Origin of the sequence: Hydrogenophaga sp. RAC07, from assembly GCF_001713375.1 — a bacterium.
GTDB lineage: Bacteria > Pseudomonadota > Gammaproteobacteria > Burkholderiales > Burkholderiaceae_C > Hydrogenophaga.
The window spans coordinates 4,303,561-4,317,381 of sequence record NZ_CP016449.1; the positions used below are offsets into that span (position 1 = coordinate 4,303,561).

The 13,821-nt window shown below is 68.2% G+C and carries 15 protein-coding genes; 3 read left to right on the forward strand and 12 right to left on the reverse strand.

Annotation, left to right across the window (positions count from 1 at the left end; genetic code table 11):
• Positions 1–25 precede the first annotated feature (25 nt).
• Positions 26–1,135: a 3-deoxy-7-phosphoheptulonate synthase gene (locus BSY239_RS20120; RefSeq protein WP_069048371.1), complete on the reverse strand. Its 1,110-nt coding sequence runs from the start codon at positions 1,133–1,135 to the stop codon at positions 26–28.
• A gap of 167 nt (positions 1,136–1,302) precedes the next feature.
• Between BSY239_RS20120 and BSY239_RS20125 the strand changes: the two genes are divergently transcribed.
• The gene (locus tag BSY239_RS20125) at positions 1,303–1,797 is read left to right on the forward strand and encodes a hypothetical protein (RefSeq protein WP_069048372.1); all 495 of its coding nucleotides are present in this window, start codon (positions 1,303–1,305) and stop codon (positions 1,795–1,797) included.
• Here BSY239_RS20125 and BSY239_RS20130 read toward each other — a convergent pair.
• From BSY239_RS20130 to BSY239_RS20155, 6 genes are all read right to left on the reverse strand, one after another.
• Positions 1,778–2,422 (reverse strand): 3'-5' exonuclease, encoded by a 645-nt coding sequence (locus BSY239_RS20130; RefSeq protein ID WP_069048373.1) that lies wholly within the window; start codon positions 2,420–2,422, stop codon positions 1,778–1,780. The genes BSY239_RS20125 and BSY239_RS20130 overlap by 20 nt on opposite strands.
• 54 nt (positions 2,423–2,476) lie before the next feature.
• Entirely contained in the window at positions 2,477–3,853 is a 1,377-nt protein-coding gene (locus BSY239_RS20135; protein ID WP_069048374.1) for a sensor histidine kinase, read from the reverse strand.
• A gap of 49 nt (positions 3,854–3,902) precedes the next feature.
• On the reverse strand, positions 3,903–4,325 hold the full coding sequence (locus tag BSY239_RS20140; RefSeq protein WP_442905754.1) for a response regulator: 423 nt from the start codon (positions 4,323–4,325) through the stop codon (positions 3,903–3,905).
• 109 nt (positions 4,326–4,434) lie between these two features.
• The gene (locus tag BSY239_RS20145; RefSeq protein WP_069048375.1) at positions 4,435–4,746 is read right to left on the reverse strand and encodes a BON domain-containing protein; all 312 of its coding nucleotides are present in this window, start codon (positions 4,744–4,746) and stop codon (positions 4,435–4,437) included.
• Between the two features lie 38 nt (positions 4,747–4,784).
• The gene (locus BSY239_RS20150; RefSeq protein WP_069048376.1) at positions 4,785–5,228 is read right to left on the reverse strand and encodes a BON domain-containing protein; all 444 of its coding nucleotides are present in this window, start codon (positions 5,226–5,228) and stop codon (positions 4,785–4,787) included.
• Positions 5,229–5,311: 83 nt separating this feature from the next.
• Positions 5,312–5,557, reverse strand: a complete 246-nt coding sequence (locus BSY239_RS20155; protein ID WP_069048377.1) for a CsbD family protein — start codon at positions 5,555–5,557, stop codon at positions 5,312–5,314.
• Positions 5,558–5,811: 254 nt separating this feature from the next.
• Between BSY239_RS20155 and BSY239_RS20160 the strand changes: the two genes are divergently transcribed.
• On the forward strand, positions 5,812–6,444 hold the full coding sequence (locus BSY239_RS20160; protein ID WP_069048378.1) for a response regulator: 633 nt from the start codon (positions 5,812–5,814) through the stop codon (positions 6,442–6,444).
• 15 nt (positions 6,445–6,459) lie between these two features.
• Here the strand turns inward: BSY239_RS20160 and BSY239_RS20165 are convergent, their stop codons facing one another.
• The 5 genes from BSY239_RS20165 to BSY239_RS20185 all read right to left on the reverse strand — a co-directional run bounded on the left by BSY239_RS20165 (position 6,460) and on the right by BSY239_RS20185 (position 11,541).
• Positions 6,460–7,875 carry a phospholipase D-like domain-containing protein gene (locus BSY239_RS20165; protein WP_069048379.1) on the reverse strand — a complete coding sequence of 472 codons (1,416 nt, stop codon included), beginning with the start codon at positions 7,873–7,875 and terminating at the stop codon, positions 6,460–6,462.
• Positions 7,876–8,014: 139 nt separating this feature from the next.
• Positions 8,015–8,611, reverse strand: coding sequence for a PqiC family protein (locus BSY239_RS20170; RefSeq protein ID WP_069048380.1), 597 nt, complete (start codon positions 8,609–8,611; stop codon positions 8,015–8,017).
• Positions 8,608–9,615: an MlaD family protein gene (locus BSY239_RS20175; protein WP_069048381.1), complete on the reverse strand. Its 1,008-nt coding sequence runs from the start codon at positions 9,613–9,615 to the stop codon at positions 8,608–8,610. The genes BSY239_RS20170 and BSY239_RS20175 overlap by 4 nt, the downstream gene beginning before the upstream one ends.
• Positions 9,612–10,379, reverse strand: coding sequence for an ABC transporter ATP-binding protein (locus BSY239_RS20180; protein ID WP_069048382.1), 768 nt, complete (start codon positions 10,377–10,379; stop codon positions 9,612–9,614). The genes BSY239_RS20175 and BSY239_RS20180 overlap by 4 nt, the downstream gene beginning before the upstream one ends.
• 4 nt (positions 10,380–10,383) lie before the next feature.
• A complete protein-coding gene (locus BSY239_RS20185; protein WP_083240090.1) occupies positions 10,384–11,541 on the reverse strand; it encodes an MlaE family ABC transporter permease in 1,158 nt (385 codons plus the stop codon).
• A 106-nt stretch (positions 11,542–11,647) separates the two neighbouring features.
• On the opposite strand from BSY239_RS20185, the gene BSY239_RS20190 reads away from it, so the two are divergent.
• A complete protein-coding gene (locus tag BSY239_RS20190; RefSeq protein ID WP_069048383.1) occupies positions 11,648–13,777 on the forward strand; it encodes an AsmA family protein in 2,130 nt (709 codons plus the stop codon).
• Positions 13,778–13,821: the final 44 nt, after the last annotated feature.

The following is a 13,821-nucleotide window of genomic DNA, read 5'->3' on the forward strand; positions in this document are numbered from 1 at the left end:
GCGCTGTCTTGCTTTGTGCGCCGCCTCAAGCGGCAGTGTTGACGCGCTCCCTGCGCGCACGCACGGCGGCTGCCAGCCCGTGCAACACCGGCACCGTCTGCTCGAATCCGATGCAGGCGTCGGTCACGCTCACACCCACCCTCAGCACCTGACCCGGCACGATGTCCTGCCGTCCCTCGTGCAGATGGCTTTCGATCATCACGCCCACGATGCGTTGGTCACCCGCCGCCACCTGCGCCGCCACGTCGGCCGCCACGTCAATCTGCCGCTGGTGCTGTTTGCTGCTGTTGGCGTGCGACACATCCACCATCACCTGCTCGCGCAAACCCGCCTTGCGCAGCAGTGCGCACGCCGCATTCACGTCGGCGGCGCTGTAGTTGGGTTGTGCGCCGCCGCGCAGGATCACGTGGCAGTCGTCATTGCCGCGCGTCTCGAAGATGGCGGCCTGTCCCATCTTGGTCATGCCCATGAAGGCGTGTGAGGCCTGGGCCGCCTGGATGGCGTCCGACGCCACCTTCACGCCGCCGTCGGTGCCGTTTTTGAAACCGACCGGGCAGCTCAAACCGCTGGCGAGCTGGCGGTGGCTCTGGCTCTCGGTGGTGCGCGCCCCGATCGCGCCCCAGCTCACCAGGTCGCTGATGAACTGAGGGCTGAGCAGGTCCAGGAACTCGGTGCCCACCGGCAGGCCCAGCGCCAGGATGTCGAGCAGCAGGGCGCGCGCCATTTCCAGGCCTTCGTTGATGGCAAAGCTGCCATCCAGGTGCGGGTCGTTGATATAGCCCTTCCAGCCTACGGTGGTGCGCGGCTTCTCGAAATACACGCGCATCACCACCATCAGGTCGTCTTGCAGTGCGGCGGCCTGTTCCTTGAGCCGGCGCGCGTAGTCGATGGCCTGCGCGTGGTCGTGGATGGAGCACGGGCCCACCACCACCACCAGCCGGTCGTCCTGACCGTGCAGCACCCGCGAGATGGCGCTGCGGCTGGATTCCACCAGGGCCTGGGCGGCATCGGTGGCCGGTTGCCACTCCTGCAGCAGCGAGGGCGTGATCAGCGGACGCACGGCGCCGATGCGCAGGTCGTCGATGCGGGTGGTGTCGTGGGTGGTGAGCGCGGCGTGTGGGATATGGGATTTCATACAGGTGAAATTGACATGCGTGTGAAAAAGCGGCGGACCGAGATGGACCGTTGCGGAAAAAGTCACTCTGCGGGGGATTCTGGGGGTTGGGCGGGTTCAAGACCCGGGCGCGCGCACCGAAACAAGAGGTTACAGCCCCGTCGGGGCCTCATTGAGCGAGGCAGCATATGAAGATTTTCCGTTTTGTACTGGTGGCGCTGGCCGTCAGCACCGCGTTTCCCGCCTTCGCAGAATCGGCATCCACCGACGGTGCACCCTTCTGGCAGAAGCCCGGAGGCGAGATCTGGCTCAACGTGGGCGGCTTCTCGCGCCATTTCAACCGGCAGGCCAACCACAACGAAAACAACTTCGGCCTGGGACTGGAGTACCGGACCAACAAAGAGCTCTCGTTCATGGCGGGCAGCTACCGCAACAGCGTGCGCAAGAACACCACCTACGCCGCGGTCAACTGGCAGCCCCTGTCCATGGGCTCGTTCAAGCTGGGCGCTGCGGTGGGTTTGATGAACGGCTATCCGGCCATGAACCGGGGAGGCACCTTCTTCGCGGCCCTGCCCATGGCCACCTACGAGGGTCGGCGTTTCGGCGTGAACCTGGGTCTGATTCCGTCGATGAAGGACGTCAACGGTGCGGTGATCCTGCAGTTCAAGATGCGCTTGAACTGAGTGCCTCGGTCAGTGCGGCGCGCCGGGCACTGAAGAAGCGCGGCAGCTGCTGGCGGGTGCAGCGCTGCAGATCCATCAACACACCATGGTCCGGCCGGGCCACGCCGTGCTGCGTGCGCAGGTCGTGCTGGATGCGCCCGAGCAGTTCGGCGGCCATCTCGGCGTCGGCCAGGGCCCTGTGGGCCTGGCCGGTGCGTGGCAGATGGAAAAAATCCACCAGCACACCCAGTTTGTGGCTGGGCGCCTGCGGGTAGAGCCGGCGCGCGAGCAACACCGTGCAGGCAAACGCGTGTGGCGCGTCCAGCCCGGCGAGTGCGAGTTCGGCCATCCAGAAGCGGCGGTCGAACGACGCGTTGTGCGCCACCAGGGGCACCGCACCCACGAAACGCGCAGCATCCGCCATGACCGCCTCGGCCTTCGGTGCACGGGCCACCATCTCGTTGGTGATGCCGGTGAGCTGGGTGATGAACGAAGGGATGCGCACGCCCGCATTCATGAGGCTTTGAAACCGGTCCACCACACGGCCGTGTTCGGTGATGACGATGGCCACCTCGGTGGCTCGGTCCCCGAGCGAGGGCGAGATGCCGGTGGTTTCGAAGTCGATGACGGCGATGGGAGAAGGCATGAGGGCGGAGAGCAGAACGCGGACCGGGCGGGTGCAGCCGGCGATGCGACGAGCTTAACCCTGCACCTCGGGCTGCCCGGGTTCGCACACCTCGCCTTCGGTCTGCGCCTTGCAGGGCAGCTCCGCCTTGATGTGCGTGCCCTGGCCCGGGCTGCTGACGATGTCCAGCCGCCCGGCGTGCGACTCCACGCGCACGCGCATGCCGATCAGGCCGTGGTGGCGCGCGGGCACGGTGTGCGCGTGAAAGCCACAGCCGTCGTCGCGCACACCCACCCGCACCCAGTCACCCTCCGCCTCCAGACTCACCCACACCTGCCGCGCCTTGGCGTATTTGCTGATGTTGGTGAGCGACTCCTGCACCAGGCGGAACACGGTCAGTTCACATTCCTTGTCCAGGTTCACCGACTCCAGATCGGTGTTGACCGGCAGGCCCAGGTTGCTCGCTGCGTCCTGGCACAACACCTCCAGCGCCGACACCAGGCCAAGCTGGTCGAGCGATGAAGGGCGCAGGTGTTCGATGATGCGGCGCTTGACCGCGATGCCTTCGTTGAGGCGCTGCTCGATGCCGCCCATGCGTTCCTGCGCCTGCGCCGGCAGCTCGGGAATCCGTCGCAGCCGCGCCAGCTCCAGCTTCATGGCGGTGAAGAGTCCGCCCAGTTCATCGTGCAACTCGCGCGCCATGCGACCGCGCTCGTCTTCGCGCGTGGTCACGAGGTGGCCGGCGAGTTCGCGCAACTCGGCTGTGCGCAGCGCCACCTGCGATGCGAGGTACTCGCTCTCGCGCGCCTTCTGTTCGTCGCTGTAGCGCAGCTGGCGCGTGAACAGCACCAGGCCCAGCACGGAGATGAGCACCAGAAGGTGCAAGGCCACACGGTTGATCATGATGGCGTCGAACAGCGACACGCGCGCGGTCTGCTGCAAGGCGGCCGCCCGCTGAAGCACCAGATCGAACCCGGCACGCAGGTCGGCGTAGGCGGTGCGGCCGCGGTCGCTGCTGGCCATCAGCCGGGCCTGCGTGCGCCGGCCGCGCTCGGCGGTGTCCATCCACTGCTCCATGGCGGTCACGCGCGACTGGATGGCCATGCGCAGTTCCTCCACCGACACGGTGCGCTGCGGATCCACATCGGCGATGAGTTGAAACGCCCCGCTCTGCGCTTCGGCCAGCGCCATGATGGATTCGCGGTAGTCGTCGCGGTCTGCGGCCTGGCCGTTGATGAGGAAAGCGCGTGCCGCCGTCTCGGCGTCGGTCAGGTGCTGCAACACGCGCCCGGCCTGCAGGCGCGCGTCGGTGAGCGCAATGCCTTGCGTGAGCGTGGTGCGCGAATGCTGGAAAGCGCCTTCGATGACCACCACGGCGACCACCGCCAGGGCCAGCACCACCGGCATCACATACCGCGTGCGCGCCACGCGCTCGATCGACGACTTGATCATCCCGGCTCCCGGTGGCTTGCGCGCCGCGCAAGCCTCGTTGTTGTGGAAACTAATTCAGTTCGCCGGGCTGTGTGGCCGAACCATCCGACACGCGTGCGCAATAGGTGATGAGGTCGTCCAGTTCACACGACTTGTCGAACACCCTGTCTGCCCCCAGGACCGCACAACGCCGGCGGATATCGGCGGTGGCGTAGTTGGTCAGCACCACACGCCGGGCACCGAGGTGCGCATCCTGCGCCGCCTTGAGCACACCCAGGCCAGAGCCCGTGACGAGGAATATATCGATGATCAGCAGATCGAGTGAATCGCCCTCGCTGCGCAGCCAGCGCAACGCGCCGGCCTCATCGCGCGCATGACCCACCACCTCCACTTCGGTCAGCTCCTGCAGCGTGGACACCAGGTTCTCGTAGATCACCTGGTTGTCTTCAACGATGAAGGTCTTGAGCGCGGGCATGTAGGTTTGGGTGTTCATGAACGGATTCAGGGCGCCCCGCATTGCTGCGATGTGCGCCCTGTGAGCTTCGTTGAAAAAGGCCGCAGCGTCTGTAGGTGGCGTCCTACAGCGTGCGGTGCGGCGGCGTTCAGCGCACCAGGATGTCGTTGCGGACGGCCTGCACGCCGGGGGTGGAGCGGGCCAGGCGTTCGGCCGTCGCGCGCTCGTCGGTCGACTTGGCAAAGCCCGAGAGCTGCACCGTGCCGTTGAGGGTTTCCACGTTGATGGACGTTGCGCTGACGGTCTTGTCTTCGGCCATGCGCGCCTTCACCCGGGTGGTGATGGTGGCATCGTCGATGTAGGCACCCACGGTCTGCTGGTCGCGGGCGACTGCGCAGCCGGTGAGCTGAACCAGAGAGAAGGCGGCAGCGGCCGCCAACACGGCGTGTGCGAGTTTCATGGTGTCCTCCAGGTTTTGGTGTGTTGGTTGGGCTGTGTTCAGCTGTTCTTGCCAATGGTCAGGCGGTTGTCCACGGTGACCACACCGTCCACGGCGGCGGCCAGGGTGGTGGCACGGGCACGCGACGCTTCATCGGGTGCGGTGCCGGTCAGCGCGACGTTGCCGGCTTCGGTGTCCACGTCGATCTTCAAGGCGCTGAGCTGGTCGTCGGCGGCGAGTGCGGCATTCACCTTGGTGGTGATGGCCATGTCGCTGGCGCTTTCGGCCACGCTGTCGGCGGCTTTGGAACCGGCGGCCTGCATGTCGTTGGCGGCCACCTGGGCGTCGTTCTTCATCTCTGTGGCGGCGGACTGCACGGTGGCGGTGGAGTTGTCGATCCGCTGGCCCACGGTCGAGTCATCGACTTTCTCGCCGCAGGCAGCGATCAGCACGGTGGCCGCAGCGGCGGCGAACAGGGCGGTGTAACGGTGGGTGGATTTCATGGTGTTCTCCTTGGGGAAATGCGCCGGCCGGAGCCGGCGCGTGGATTCAGGGTGTCAGGTTCTGGCGTGGTGGTCGGTGCGCGTCAAACCTTGTCGGTGGGGCGTTTGGTGGCTTTGTCGAACCAGTCGTCACCTGCGCGGCGTTCCCATTCGGTCACTTGCCGCTCGGCTTCGTCCTTGGCCACGCCGTAGCGCTCCTGGATCTTGCCGGCGAGCTGTTCGCGGCGGCCATTGACCACGTCAAAGTCGTCATCGGTCAGCTTGCCCCACTGCTCGGTCACGCGACCTTTGAGTTGCTTCCAGTTGCCTTCGATTCGGTCCCAATTCATGTGCTTCTCCTGTTGAGGTTGCTTACGTGTTGGGTCGGTGGGATCACCGGCCCTCGACCCGGTGCTGTAGGTCAGCGTCAAGCCGTGCCTTCACTGTAGGAGGGGGGTGAACACAACCGTGTCGGGCATGGAGCCGTTGCCGTGTAGGACAAGGCCGATGGTCCCGGCGTGTGGCGTGTAGGCGTTGTCTGACGGCGCTCGCCCACCGGGCCTGTTAGATTTTGTGCATTTCCAACCAGGCAACCGGGGCCCTCATGATCAGAATCGGAATCGTGGACGACCACGCCATCGTGCGAAGCGGTCTGCGGCAATATCTTTCGGAGCACGTGGACCTGCGCGTGACGGGCGAAGCGAACAACGGCCGCGAGGCGCTTGAACTGGTGCGTGGTGGTGAGGTCGACGTGCTGCTGATGGACATCTCCATGCCCGAACACGGCGGCGTGGACGCGCTGCAGGCCATCAAGGCGCGCTTTCCCGATCTGGCTGTGCTCATCCTGAGCGGCTTCCCCGAAGCACAGTACGCCACCACCTTGCTGCGTTACGGTGCCAGTGGTTATCTCAACAAGGAATGTGCGCCCGAAGACATCGTCAACGCGATCCGCACCGTGGCGCGTGGCCGGCGTTACGTGAGCCAGGCCGTGGCCGAATTGCTGGCCGACGGTGCGGCCGGCGCCAGCGAACAGCCGCCCCACGAGCTGTTGTCGGAGCGCGAGCTGCAGGTGTTCCTGCGCCTGGCCCAGGGCGAGACCATCGGCCACATGGCCGAGCAGATGTTCCTGAGCGTGAAGACCGTGAGCACCTACCGCTCGCGTGTGCTGGAAAAACTCAAGCTCGGCAGCAACAGCGACCTCACCTACTACGCGCTCAAGAACGGCCTGATCCAGTAACGAGCGCTCGCGCCCTCAGAGCATCCGCTCCATCAGCCGGCTCAGCGTTTCCATCGCACGGTCGTTCAGGCCGCGCCGTCGCCACTCCTCCAGCGTGACCTGCCTGGAGGCGTCACGGTCGCGTTCAAAGAGCCGGTTCATCTCGGCGCCGAAGTCGTCGCCCAGCACGATCACGTTGAGCTCGCTGTTGGCCACAAAACTCAGCCAGTCGAGGTTGCTGGACCCCACCGTGGAGAACACCCCGTCGATCACGGCCGTCTTGGCGTGCATCAGCGCGTGCTCCATCTGGTAGATGCGCACACCCGAACTCAGCAGGTCGTCGTAGTAGGAACGCCCCGCGTGGAACGCCAGCGACGAGTCGCTGCGGCCGGGCAGCACCATTTCCACCTCGACACCCCGCTCGGCCGCCTTGCGCAGGGCGTCCACAAAGTCGGTGCCGGGCGCGAAATACGCCATGGTGAAACGCACGCTGACCTGCGCGGCGTCCACCGCCGCCAGCAGCGAGCTGTAGATGCGGTTTTCCTTGTCGCGCGGGTCGCTCGCAATCACCTTCACCACGCGCGTGCCGGGCTCGGCGGCGGCCTTGCGAGGGGCTGCCTGGCCGAGCTCACCCTGGCAGCCCTGCTCGCGCCAGGTGGCCTCGAACACCTGGCCGATCACCGGCACCACAGGGCCGCGCAGTTCGATCTGTGTGTCGCGCCAGCCGTCGTCGAGCGCGCCCTTGCCGGTGGGCTGACCACTGCGGCCCAGCGAGCTGGAGCCATAGACCCGGCTGATGTTGATGCCCCCTGTGTAGGCCACGTCCTCGTCGACCACCAGCAGCTTGCGGTGGTCGCGGTGCGTCAGTCCCCAGAAGCCTGGGCGTTTGATCGGGTTGATCGGGTTGAAAGCGCAGACCGACACGCCACCGTCGACCAGGCGCTTGAAGAACGTCTCGGGCGTGCTGATCGAGCCCACCGAGTCGTAGATCATGGCCACTTTCACGCCTTGTGCCGCGCGCGCCAGCAGCAGCTCGGCCACCTCGGCCGCCACGCCCTCGTCTTCCACGATGTAGCTCTGCAGCAGCACGCGGCCGCGGGCCTGTGCAATCGCCGCCTTCATGGCGCCGAAGGTGGCCGGTCCGTCGATCAGCAGCCGCGTGCGGTTGCCGCGGTAGAGATCGGCTTCGCCGGTGGAGACCAGCGTCTTCAGGTGGTGAATCGCCAGGTCCTTCTTGCCCTCGTTGACCATGCCTTGCAGCGCCTTGCGCTCGGCCGTGGCCGACACCTGGCCGGACGCGCCGCTCACATTGACCGTGCCGGCCTGTTCCGCGGGCACGTCGGCGGTTCTGGGCGGCAGGCTGGTACACCCCGCCACCAGCAGCAGGCTGGAAAGGGCCAGGCCACACAGCCGACGCGGGCCGGACAGGTGGGGTGAGCGTGTCGTGTGCATGGGTGCTACAGAGGAAGGGTGAAGGGGACGCCACGGTGGCGTACGCGCGAGTGTGACCGCGCTGGCGCAGGGCATGTGTCGGCGGGGGCAATCCGGACGTGTCGGACAAGGCCGACAACGCGTCGTCGCCCGCGCAGAGTCATGATGCGCCGCTGATGCGCCGGGCCAGGCGCCACAGGGCCAGACGGTGGGCAGCGGCCAGCTCGTCGGTCGAAGGACCGGACAGGGCGATGTCGATATCGGCCTGGCCGGAGCTGGGCGGCTGGGTGGCCGCTGCGGCGGTGTCGGTGAACCACCAGCGCGCGCGCAGGCGCAGCGTCTGGCGCGCTTCGTCGGCCACCAGCGTGTCGATGGCCACGCGCAGCCGGCGCGCCACCACCACACCCGCCGGCGCGGGAGACAGCCACACCAGGCCTTCGCCGCGCAGCAGCGCCAGGTCGCCCGCCAGCCGTTGGGGAATGCTGTCGCGCAGCGGCACCACCCAGCGGTGGCCCAAGAGCGGCAGCACCCCGGCCGCGCCGCTGGACACCACCAGGGTGTCGCGCTCCAGCGTGCCGGGCAGGGGCAGACGGCCCGAGAGTTCCCACACCGAACCGTCGCCGGGCCGGGGCGAGGGCACCGCCTCCGGCGGCTCGCTCTTGAGTTCGTACCAGCGCGTGGGCACCTGTGTGGACGCACAGCCCGCCAGCAGCAGAGGCACCGCACCTGCGCACGTGAGGATGTGGCGGCGCTTCATGGCGCCACCTTGCGGCCGCGCAGCACCGAGTCGGGTTGCTGCTCCAGCGTTTCGGCCAGGTCGCGCAGGGCACGGGCCGCGCGCGAGAGGTCGTCGAGTGCGCGGTCGGCGCCCAGGCGCAGGCTGGAGTCGTCGGCGGTGGCTTCGCGCAGCGAGGCGGCGCTGCGGCCCACCTCGTCGGCGGCGCGCTGCAGGTTCTGCACCAGCGGCGCGTTGGGTGCGAGCAGCTCGCCCACCTGGTCGGACGTTTTGTTGACCGAGCCCGCGGCCTGACCCAGGCCGTCCATGGCGGAGCGGGTGGACACGAGTGAACGCTGCAGCTCGTTGGCCAGCGGGTCGATGCGTTTGTCCAGCTTGGTGGCCACGCGGTTCACGGTGGCCGTGATCGCGGCCAGGTCGGTCAGCGCCTGCTTGAGCTCGGGGCCGGAGACCATGGCGCGCGCTGAGGCGGCGATGGCGGCCAGGTCTTCGGCGATCTTGCGGAAATCCATGCCTTCGAGCTGGTTCTTCAGCGCCTGGATGGCGGTGGCGGTGGTCGGGATCTCGGTCACGCCCTTGTAGGTGCCGCGCAGATCGCCCGGGCGTTCGGGGCGCAGGTCCAGGTCCACGTACAGCTGGCCGGTCAGCAGGCTTTGCATGGACAGCTGAGCGCTCAGGCCGCGCTGGACCAAGGCCGGCAGCGCCAGGCCCACGCCCTTGGTGCGGCGACCGTCGAGCCCGCTCACCGCATCGCCTTCGAGCCCGACCACCACGGGAATGGAGAAGTCGTCCGTCTTGCGGTCGTAGAACACCGCGATCGACTCCACGCTGCCCACCCGCACGCCGCGGAACACCACCGGGGCGCCCACCTGCAATCCATACACCGAGCCACTGAAAAACATGACGGCTTTCTCCTTGCGTGTGAACAGGCTGTTGCCCGCCAGCGCGATGATGGCGGTGGCGATCAAGGCCAGACCGACCACCACGAAGGTGCCGATGAGGGTGGGGCTGAGCTGGCGCTTCATGCGGCTTCGGTCTCGGGTTCGGTGGCGCCGCGGCGCAGAAAGGCCTGCACGCCGGGGGGGCCGCTGCGCAACAGTTCGTCGGGGGGGCCAAGGGCGGTCATGGTTTTGGTTTGTGCGTCGAGAAAGAGCACGCGGTCGGCCAGCGCGAAGATGCTGCCCAGCTCGTGGCTGACCATCACCACGGCGGTTCCCAGGTCGTCGCGCAGGTGGCGGATGAGGTCGTCCAGATGGGCCGACGACAGCGGGTCCAGACCGGCCGAAGGTTCGTCGAGAAACAGCAGTGGCGGATCGAGAGCCAGCGCGCGCGCGATCGCTGCGCGCTTGCGCATGCCGCCGCTCAGTTGGGCGGGTTCGGCCTCGAAGCTGCCGGCCAGGCCCACCAGCGCGAGCTTGAAGCGCGCGGCCTGCTCGCAGGCCTGCGCGTCGAGTTCGGTGAAGAGCTGCAGCGGCAGCATCACGTTTTCGCCCACCGTCATGCTGCTCCACAGCGCACCCGCCTGGAAGGCCACACCGAAGCCCTGGCGCAGCACGTCCAGGGTCTGCGCATCGGCCGCGTACAGGTCTTGCGAGCCGTGCAGGACCTGGCCGGCGGCCGGTGCCTGCAGGCCGATGAGGTGGCGCAGCAAGGTGCTCTTGCCACAGCCGCTGCCGCCCGCGATGCACAGCACCTCGCCGGGCAACACGTCGAACGTGAGGTCGCGCTGCACGACGTTGTCGCCAAAGGCCATGGTCAGGGCCTGCACGCGGATCAGGGGGGGGCTCATCGTGTCACCAGCCCAGTTGTTGAAAGACCACCGTGAGCACCGAGGCGGCGACCACCATCCACACGATGGCCTGCACCACCGCGGCGGTGGTGGCGTCGCCCACGGCCTGCGCGCTGCGCCCGGCCGACATGCCTTGCAGGCAACCGGCCAGCGCGACCAGCACGGCGTACACCGTGCCCTTGAGCAGGCCGATCAGCACGTGTGGCAGGGTGAGCGCCTGGGCGCTGGCATACACATACTCGAGCGGCGTCACACCGTAGAGGCCCACAGCCACCAGCCAGCCCACACCCATGCCCACCACCGCGGCAAACGCGGTGAGCATGGGCCCCACGATCAGCAGAGCGAGCACACGCGGCAGCACCAGAAAATCGACCGGGTTCACCCCCAGCGTGGTGAGTGCGTCCACCTCCTCGTTGGCCCGCATGCTGCCGATCTGCGCTGCGAAGGCGGCGCCCACGCGGCCCGCGAGCACGATGCCCACCAGCAGCGCGGCCACCTCGCGCACCACGCCCACGGTGACGAGGTCGGCAATGAAGTTCTGTGCGCCGAAGCGCTGCAGTTGCGCCGCGCCCATGTAGGCCACGATCAGGCCCACCAGAAAACTCACCAGCGCCACGATGGGCAGGCTGCGCGGCCCCGTCTGCTCCACCTGCCAGGCCAGGTCGCTCCAGCGCATGCCGCTTTTGCCGCGCAGCAAGCGGCCGACCGACAGCACCACCTCGCCCACCAAGGTGAGCGAGCGGCGCCCGTCGTCCCACCAGGCCTGGGTGCTGGCACCCACGCGGGTGATGCGGTCCGGCTCGCGCCGGGGTGCGGTGGCCGCGGGGGTTTCGGTCAGCGCCATCGACAGGATCTCGCGCAGGCCCTCTGGCAGGCCTTGCAGGTCGATGGTCACCGGCGGCCGGGTCAGTGCACTCAGCCGCTGCCACAGGCTGGAGGCAAGCGCCACGTCCCACGAGCCGAGCGCCGTGGTGTCAAAGCGCACCTCGCCTTGCACCAGGGCGCCGGGTGCCGCAGGCAGGGCTGCGCCGTGACCGCGCCACTCGCCGCCGATGCCGAGCAACCAGCCGTTGCCCTGTTCGGTCCATTGCGCACTCGCCGCAGGCCGGGCGCCATCGGGCGCGCCTGTGTGCGGGGAGGTGGCAGGCAGGGATTCGGTCATCGCCACAGACTAGGCGGCCAAAGTGGGCCGGTCGGTTCGCTGCCACACATACGCCCCGTGGCCGGCCCTCCACAATGGCTCGCAAGACCCTTTTGAGCAACAAACCGTGCCGACAGACCACACCGCCGACCCCCAGCCCACCCCCGCACCGAGCCCGCGCTGGCGCCGCCCTGCCTGGGTGGCTGCAGGCGTGGCGGGTCTGCTGGCGCTGGGGGTGTTGGTGGGGGAGATGAGCGGTTGGCCCGTGTTGCGCCAGCCCATGGAAAACGCCATGAGCAAGGGGGCGGGCGTGCCGGTGGTGCTGCAGGGTGACGTGAAGCTCCACCTGGTCTGGCGTCCGCGCCTGATGGTCGACCGGCTGCAGATCGCCTCGGACGAGCGTTTCAAGGTGCCGCACCTGCTGGATGCGCAAGGCGTCTCCCTGGCCTGGACCTGGGGCGATGTGTGGCGCTGGCGTCAGGGCGAGCGTTTGCGTGTGCACAGCCTGCAGGCGGACGAACTCGACGCTCAACTGGTGCGCCTGAAGGACGGCAGCGCCAACTGGCGGCTCGGTGCGCCCAAGCCCGAAGACGAGACCGATGCGGTGGACAGCCTGCCGCGCTTCGGCACGCTGCTCATGAAGAAAGGCCGCATCGACTGGAACGACGCGGTGCAGGACGTGGACCTCAAGGTGGCCGTGCAGGGCAGCGAGGGCGAAGCCGTGCAGGGCGCCGACGCGGGTTATGTGGCCACGTTCAATGGCCGCTACCAGGCCTTGCCGCTCAAGCTCGACGTGCGCGCCGGCAGCACCCTGCCTCTGCTGCAGGACGCCGAAGGCGCCGCCGACGCGCCCTGGGTGCCGATGCGCGTGGAGGGCAGCGTGGGCACCTCGCGCCTGCTGTTCGACGGCCAGGCCGCCGCGTTGCTGGGCACGCCGCGCCTGCAGGGCGAGATCCGGTTCAAGGGCCGCTCGCTGGCCGCCGTGGGCGAACCGCTGGGCATCACCCTGCCGCAGACACCGCCCTTCGATCTGCGCGGCACGCTGGACCACGAGGCCGGCGCCTGGCGTCTGAAAGCGAAGAGCGCCGTCATCGGCAGCAGCCAGCTGGCGGGCGACCTGCTGTTCGACCAGCGCGAGAAGCCGTCCAAGTTGTCGGGCCAACTCACCGGCAGCCGGCTCGCCCTGGCCGACCTGGGCCCCGCCATCGGTGGCAAGGGTGGCGACACCACCCGAGACGACGCCACCCCACCGGGCCGCGTGCTGCCGCAGCGCCGTTTTGACCTGCCCTCGCTCAAGGCGATGAACGCCGATGTGCAGGTGGACATCGACCAGCTGGACTTCGGCACCACGGCCATGGCACCGCTGCAGAAGCTCAAGACGCGCGTGCGCCTGGCCGGCGGCGTGCTGAAGCTGGACGACTTGAAGGCTGTGGTCTCGGGTGGGTCGATCGCGGGTTCGACGCAACTCGACGCCAACGCCAGCCCGGCCGCCTGGGTGGCCAGGCTCGAATTCAAAGGTATCGACATGGCCGGTTGGCTGCGGGGCTTGAGGACCGATGAAGCGCCCGCCAGCGCACCCAACGCCAAGGGCGCGGCCACCCTGAGGAAAGAGCGCAACGAGGCCCGCCAGGGCGGCGACCAGGCGGTGCAGAGTTACATCACGGGCCTGCTGTTCGGCAGCGTGCACGTGCGCGGCGCGGGCCGCTCCACCGGCGAGATCCTGGCCAGCCTCGACGGCCCCGTGCAGCTCACCCTGCGCGACGGCACGCTGTCCCACCTGGCCACCGAAGCCATGGGCCTGGACGTGGCCGAATCGCTGGGCGTGCTGATCCGCGGTGACCAGCCGTTGCCCCTGCGCTGCGCGCGCTTCGACATGATCGCGCGCAACGGGGTGGTGGCGCCCACGCTGGCGGTGATCGACAGCGCCGACAGCACCATCCGCATCACCGGCCAGGTGAGCCTGCGCGACGAGTCGCTGGCATTGCGCGTCGTGACCCGCTCGCACGACTGGTCGCCGCTGTCCCTGCGCACGCCCGTCACCGTGTCCGGCACGCTGGGTGATCCGCAGGTCGGTATCGAGGCGCAGGGCCTGATCGGCCGCGTGCTCGGCGCGGTGGCGCTGGGTGCGGCGGTGGGTCCGGCGGCGGCACTGCTGCCACTGATCGAACAGGGCTCCACCAGCAAGGTCGACCCCTGCACCGTCGCGGCAGCGCCCGAGCAGTCGGGGGCCAAACCGGTGGCGCCGCGCAAGCCTTGAGCACGGCGATCTCGTCGGCGTTCTCCTACAAGGGTTCAGGGCGC